Source organism: Bifidobacterium apri, assembly GCF_009299485.1.
GTDB lineage: Bacteria > Actinomycetota > Actinomycetes > Actinomycetales > Bifidobacteriaceae > Bifidobacterium > Bifidobacterium apri.
Genome location: NZ_WBSO01000043.1, coordinates 1 through 1,048, shown reverse-complemented (window position 1 = coordinate 1,048; position 1,048 = coordinate 1). Strand labels below are relative to the sequence as shown.

The 1,048-nt window shown below is 61.0% G+C and carries 1 protein-coding gene; it reads right to left on the bottom strand.

From position 1 onward, the window contains the following. The coding region (locus tag DSM100238_RS09255) for a phosphatase PAP2 family protein (RefSeq protein WP_152356370.1) at window positions 1–1,048 on the bottom strand (1,048 nt) is incomplete at both ends.

Here is a 1,048-nt window from a genome sequence, read left to right as displayed (position 1 = left end):
AATGCACACCGTAAATCACGCGGGACAGCGCGACGACGAAGGGCACGATAATCAGGATGACCGTCAACACCGTCCGCAGAATACGCCAGGCGAACGGTGATTGCAGTGATTGCGGCGGCACATTGGCAGACTCAGTTACGGGAGTCCTGGCAGTCCTGGGAATCCTGGGAGTCCTGGGAGTCCCGGGAGTCCCGGCAGCCGCGGAAGTCGCGGAAGTCGCGGAAATTGTTGGGATTACAGGGATTGCAGCGACTTGATTGACGACATCGGCTTGATTGACGACATTGGCCTGATGAACATCCGTCTGATTGGCCCGGGGCTCACTCGCGGCACAGCCAGTCCGTTGGCAGGAATCCATGATTCTCGCGTCAATGACGTGCAGCATGAACAGCGCAAGCGACACAACTACCACCGAGCAGGCTGTATGTCCGCTGGGAAAACTCGGGTCGGGCATGAGCGCACCACGCGCGGTGCTCGGCCGCGTCCTATCGACAATCGTCTTGATGAGGCCGATGACCGCCATCGGCAGCGCCGCCATGGCGAGCCCCCGCAGCATCTGTCCGGCACTGCGCGTCACCATCCAAATCACAGCAAGCAGTACAGCGATGACCGGAACCGCGACAAACGCCGAGAAGCATACCGCGATGGCGTGTGCGGCCGGCACGAGCGCCGACCATTGTGCCCCTGCGGCAAGAATTATCCGCATTTCGACGATATGATCCGCGGTGTTGGATCGCAATATCAGGCCTTCGACGATGGCGAGCGCGATGACCGCGAGCGCAAGCGACACGATGCTGATTGATGTGCGGTGACGCGAAATCGCGCGCGCTACGGACTGTGCAACGGCATGCCCTGCCGTGGCACCATCACGAACCGCGGCAGCGCTTGCAAGGCTGAGCGATGCGTTGGAACGGGATACTGCGGTCGCTTGTTCGCCGACGATGGCATCGCTGATTGGTGCGTTGCCAATTGCCGCGTTACTGATTGCAACACTGCCTATCGCCGCATCGCCGACTGCGGGACTGTCAAACGCCGCATCGCCACTCAC